Genomic DNA, 4,814 nt, shown 5'->3' with positions numbered 1-4,814 from the left:
CCGCAGGGCCGCCGCCCGCACCCCCGGCCGGGGGTGCGGGCGGCGGCCCTGCGGGCGGCGCGGCTACGGCACGGGGGTGGCGTGCGGTCCGCACACCACGTCGTGCCGGTCGAGCGTGCCGTGCAGCAGGTAGTCGTCGACGCGGGAGTTGATGCACGGGTTCACCAGGTTGGTGACGCCGTGCGAGCCCGCGCCCTGCTCGGTGATCAGCCGCGATCCGGCCAGCCTGCGGTGGGTCTCCAGCGCGCCCGGATACGGCGTCGCCGCGTCATCGGTACTCTGCACGATCAGCACACCGGGCAGTCCGTAGTGCGAGCGGACGTCCACCGGGGTCTGCTGGCGTACGGGCCAGGTGGCGCAGGGCAGGTTCATCCAGGCGTTGGACCAGGTCAGCAGCGGGTACTCCGCGTTGAGCGCGGTATTGTCCCGGTCCCACTTCTGCCAGCTGGTCGGCCACTTGGTGTCGGTGCACTCCACCGCGGTGTAGACGGCGTTGCTGTTCTCCGCGCTGATGTTGCCCGCGGTGTCCGACAGGTCGGAGGCCGCCGCGTCGATCAGCGCCTGGGTGTCTCCGGCCGCGTACCGGCTCCACACACTGGCGACGGCGGCCCAGCTGGAGTCGTAGTAGGGCGCGCTGGTGAAGAAGTTGAGCAGCTCCGCCGGGCCGACGACACCGCCGACCGGGTGGCTCTTGGTCGCCGCCCGCAGCGCTTCCCACTTCGCCTGGACCTGGGCCACGGTGCTGCCGAGGTGGTAGACGGAGTCGTACTTCGCGACCCACGCCTCCCAGTCCTGCCAGCGGCCCTGGAAGGCCACGTCCTGGTCGAGGTTGTTCTGGTACCAGACCTGGTCCCGTGACGGGTCGACCACGCTGTCGATGATCATCCGGCGCACGTGCGTCGGGAAGAGCGTGGCATAGACCGAGCCGAGGTACGTACCGTAGGACACGCCCAGGTAGTTGAGCCGGTCCTCACGCAGCGCGGCCCGGATGACGTCCAGGTCGCGCGCGGTGTTGGCGGTGGTCATCTGGGAGAGCATCGCGGCGCCGGTGCGCTCCAGGCAGCCCTGGGCGTATTCCGCGGCCAGCTTGCGCTGCGCCCGCTTGTCGGCCTCGCTGTCCGGCACCGGGTCGGCCTTGGGACCCGTGGCGGATTCCGTCGGGTCGGCGCAGGAGATCGGCGCCGAGTGGTTGACGCCCCGCGGGTCGAAGCCGATGAAGTCGTACGCCTTGGCCGTCTTGGTCCACAGCGGGGCCGCGCTGGTGCTGCGTACCGGGAAGCGCAGCCCGGAGCCGCCGGGGCCGCCCGGGTTGTAGACCAGCGCGCCCTGCCGCTCCTGCGCCGTGCCGGTGCTGGCCGCGCGGTCCACGGCGAGCTTGATGGTGGCGCCGAAGGGCTTGCGGTAGTCGACAGGAACGGTGACCCAGCCGCACTGGACCGGGGCCGCCAGACCCCAGCCGTCGGGACACGCTGCCCACTGGATGCCGGCGCGCCGGGCCCCGGCCGCGGCGATGGCCTCGCCGACCGGCTCCGGTACGGTCACCGTCCGCGGGTGTGCTGCGGTGGTGGCTCCGGCCGTGGCGGCGGGTGCCGCGGCGATGGCGCCTGCGATCAGGGCGCCGGTGGAGACGAGCACTATCGTGCGTCTCAAGTCGAACCTCCCCCTCTGTTCCGTGGTTTGTGACCACGGTTGTCACAGTGATGAGGTGCGAATCCTTTCCCCTGTGTGGCTGCTGTGAACAGGCCAGGCGGGTGATTCTTCATCAAAGCGTGATTTCGCCGGGAAGTTGGCCTGCGCCGCACGGGTGACGGCTGCTTCGGCGAACGCGGTGATGAACGGATGCGGGTCCGTGGTGTCGCCCGCCAGCTCGGGCCGGAAGAGAGTGGCCAGGTGGAAGGGGTGGCCGGGCAACTCGGCGATTCTGGGCGCCCCTTCGCTGTCGTGGCCGGTGAAGCACAGTCCTGGCGCGGTCAGTCGGGGCAGCAGCCCGGGGACCGGGCCGTAGGCGCAGTGGAAGCGCTCGACGCTCTCGCGGCTGCGTTTCGGCGAGGAGCCGCCCGCGGTGCTGCTGCCGCCCGCCCATCCGCTGGCCCCGCTCCCCGGGCTGCGGCTCGCCTACCTGGCCGACGCGCTGTGGCTCGACGCGCCGGGCGCGGCCGTGCCGCTGGACGGCCTGCGGGGCGCGGCGCCGGGGGCCTGTCCCGTCGGGCTGTCCATGCCGGCGGCGACGCCAGGGTGCTGCACGAGCCGGTCCGGGCCGGGCACGGCCTCGCCGTCCTCCCCCGCTCCGCCACGGGCCCCGCGGGGGTGCCGCTCACCGAGCCGCACCTGGTCCATCGCGTGGAGCCCGTGCACGGGGCCGCCGCGGGCGCGGTCGCCCTGGCCTGCGCGGCGGCGCTCGCGGGCGGGCCGTCCGTGAACGAGCCGCCGACTGTACGGGACGCGGGCGGAGTTCGCCCCTAGACTGGAAGCGGCTGACGTACAGGGGGACGGGGATGACCGCAGGCAGCGGTATGAGGCTGGTCGTGTCCGGTCACGCCGACGTGGACCAGGCCGAACTCGACGCGCTCACCGCGCAGTTGCGGTGGCGGCTGCTCGAACTCGACGTGGACGACGTGCGGCTGGACCGGAGCGGTGAGACGGCGCCCGAGGGCGCCAAGGCCGGGGAGGTCATCACCGTCGGCGCGCTCGCGGTCAGCCTCGCGCCGGTGCTGCTGCGGCCCGTGCTGCGTCTGGTGGAGACCTGGATGCAGAACCGCCCCGTGCGCTCGGTCACGGTGGACGTCGACGGCCGCACCATCGAACTCGGCCACGCCTCGGCGGAGCAGCAGCAGCGCCTGGTCGACGCGTTCCTGGACGACGTCCGCCGCGCACCCGGCGCGAGCGGGACCCCCGACGCCGGGCCGGCCCCCGGAGGACCCGGGGAAGATCCCGCTCCGCAGGGGTAGACCGGATGACCGACGCCCCCTTCGGCCCGGGCCGCAGGGACGCGCTCCTGATCGCGACCGGACAGTACGACGACAGCACGCTCAGCTCGCTCCGCTCCCCCCGCCAGGACAGCGCGGGCCTCGCGGGCGTCCTGGCGGAACCCGGCATCGGCGGCTTCCGCACCGAGCAGCTGACGGACGCCCGCGCCCATGAGGTGACGCGCGCCCTGGAGCGGTTCTTCCGCGACCGCAGCCGGGACGACCTGCTCCTGCTGCACATCTCCTGCCACGGCATCAAGGACGACGACGGCCATCTGTACTTCGCCGCCCGCGACACCGACCGCGACCTGCCCGCCTCCACCGCGGTCCCGGCCGCCTTCCTGCGCGGGCGCATGGAGCTGTGCCGGGCGCGCACCATCGTCGTCCTGCTCGACTGCTGTTACAGCGGCGCCTTCATCCCCGGGTCGAAGGGCGACGACCGGATCCACGTACGCGACGAGCTGGGCGGCCACGGCCGGGCCGTCCTCACCGCGACCAGCCGCACCGAATACGCGTGGGAGGGCAGCCGCGTCGAGTCCGCGGTGCCCGAGCCGTCCCGTTTCACCGGCGCCCTGATCAAGGGCCTGGCCACGGGTGCCGCCGACCTGAACGGGGACGGCCGGATCACCGTCACCGAGCTGTACGACTACGTCTACGAGTCCCTGCACCGCGCCGGGGTACGCCAGCGGCCCCGGATCTGGGTGGACCTGGAGTACCAGGTCACGATCGCGCGGGCGGTGCGGGCGCCCGCGGGCGGGCAGGACGCGGACCCGCGGGAAGCCGCCGGCCCGCGCGAGGCCTTCGTTCCGCCGCGGCCCGAGGAGCCGCCCGCCGCGGGCGCGGGCGGCCCTGGAGCGGGTGCGGCCGTTTCCGAGGTCGCCCCTCCCGGTCCCGAGTCCTCCCTCCTCCACCGGATGCGGGACGCCTTCCGGGGCGAGGCCGGCGCCGGGGCGACCGGGCGGACCCAGTTCGTGGCGGAGCCCGCGGCAGGGGCCCCGGCGGAGGCCGATGAGTCGTACCCCCGACCGCGTACCCGGCGGGGGCAGGACGCCCTGATCCGCCTCGAAGTCGACCTGGCGGAAGTCGTGTTCGGCTGTACGAAGGAGATCGCGGTCCGGACCGCGGTCGTGTGCGCCGCCTGCTCGGGGACCGGTGGCGAGAACGGGGCACGGCCCAGGGAGTGCTCCGACTGCGGGGGCCGGGGCCTGCGGCTGGAGACCCCGCGCAGGTCCACGGGAGCGGTCCTCATCGGGCGTCCCTGTCCGAAGTGCGAGAGCCACGGCACCGTCCTGCGCCGCCCCTGCCCAGTTTGCAGGGGCGAGGGCCGTGTGCCCGCCGACCGCACCCTCACCCTGAAGGTGCCCGGCGGTATCGACGAAGGGACCAGGATCCAGCTCGCCGGTGAAGGAGAGGCCGGCCCCGGCGGCGGCCCGGCAGGCGACCTCTACGTCGAGATCGTGGTGCGCCCGCACTCCGTTTTCGGGCGCGAGGGCGACGACCTGGTGTGCACCATGAGGATCCCGCGAGCGGTGGCGACGGCAGGCGGCACCCTCCCCCTGCGGACGCTGGACGGCTCGAAAACCGTCCGCGTCCCCCGGGGCATCCGCGACGGCCAGTCACTGCGCCTGCCGGAGCTGGGAGTCACCCGTCTGCACGCCGGCGGCCGGGGTGATCTCCTCGTACGCGTCGAGGTACGCGACTGACCCGTCCGCGGGCGAAGTGCCGTCGCCCCAGGAGGTCAGTGCGGCAACCGCTTCGGTGAAGGCCGCCCGGGGGGCCGCCGAGGTGAGCAGGAGGCCGGAACCCGCGAGCGGGGTCAGCGAGGTGAGAGCGGGGAGGGGGATGGCG

Annotated in this window: 6 protein-coding genes; 2 read left to right on the top strand and 4 right to left on the bottom strand. The window is 73.8% G+C overall.

What is annotated here, in order from left to right; genetic code table 11:
* Positions 1–63 precede the first annotated feature (63 nt).
* The 3 genes from V7E46_RS32510 to V7E46_RS32500 form a co-directional block, all read right to left on the bottom strand.
* Positions 64–1,650, bottom strand: coding sequence for an alpha/beta hydrolase (locus V7E46_RS32510; RefSeq protein ID WP_333771767.1), 1,587 nt, complete (start codon positions 1,648–1,650; stop codon positions 64–66).
* A 42-nt stretch (positions 1,651–1,692) separates the two neighbouring features.
* Entirely contained in the window at positions 1,693–1,911 is a 219-nt protein-coding gene (locus tag V7E46_RS32505) for a hypothetical protein (protein WP_443054419.1), read from the bottom strand.
* Between the two features lie 204 nt (positions 1,912–2,115).
* On the bottom strand, positions 2,116–2,355 hold the full coding sequence (locus V7E46_RS32500; protein ID WP_333771766.1) for a hypothetical protein: 240 nt from the start codon (positions 2,353–2,355) through the stop codon (positions 2,116–2,118).
* Between the two features lie 140 nt (positions 2,356–2,495).
* Between V7E46_RS32500 and V7E46_RS32495 the strand changes: the two genes are divergently transcribed.
* Positions 2,496–2,948 carry a hypothetical protein gene (locus tag V7E46_RS32495; RefSeq protein WP_333771765.1) on the top strand — a complete coding sequence of 151 codons (453 nt, stop codon included), beginning with the start codon at positions 2,496–2,498 and terminating at the stop codon, positions 2,946–2,948.
* A gap of 5 nt (positions 2,949–2,953) precedes the next feature.
* Complete coding sequence (locus V7E46_RS32490) at positions 2,954–4,669, top strand: caspase, EACC1-associated type (RefSeq protein ID WP_333771764.1); 1,716 nt, start codon at positions 2,954–2,956, stop codon at positions 4,667–4,669.
* Here the strand turns inward: V7E46_RS32490 and V7E46_RS32485 are convergent.
* Positions 4,583–4,814: hypothetical protein (locus tag V7E46_RS32485; protein WP_333771763.1), on the bottom strand; the 232-nt coding region annotated here is incomplete at its 5' end. The genes V7E46_RS32490 and V7E46_RS32485 overlap by 87 nt on opposite strands.

This window comes from Streptomyces sp. IBSBF 2435 (genome assembly GCF_036815005.1).
Taxonomy (GTDB): Bacteria; Actinomycetota; Actinomycetes; order Streptomycetales; family Streptomycetaceae; genus Actinacidiphila.
The sequence above is the reverse complement of the archived record's forward strand: the minus strand, read 5'-3'. Positions and strand labels throughout refer to the sequence as shown.

Excerpts from the sequence above, each read along its gene's own strand:
- V7E46_RS32495 (WP_333771765.1), top strand. The coding sequence starts at position 2,496 with ATGACCGCAGGCAGCGGTATGAGGCTGGTCGTGTCCGGTCACGCCGAC.
- V7E46_RS32490 (WP_333771764.1), top strand. The coding sequence starts at position 2,954 with ATGACCGACGCCCCCTTCGGCCCGGGCCGCAGGGACGCGCTCCTGATC.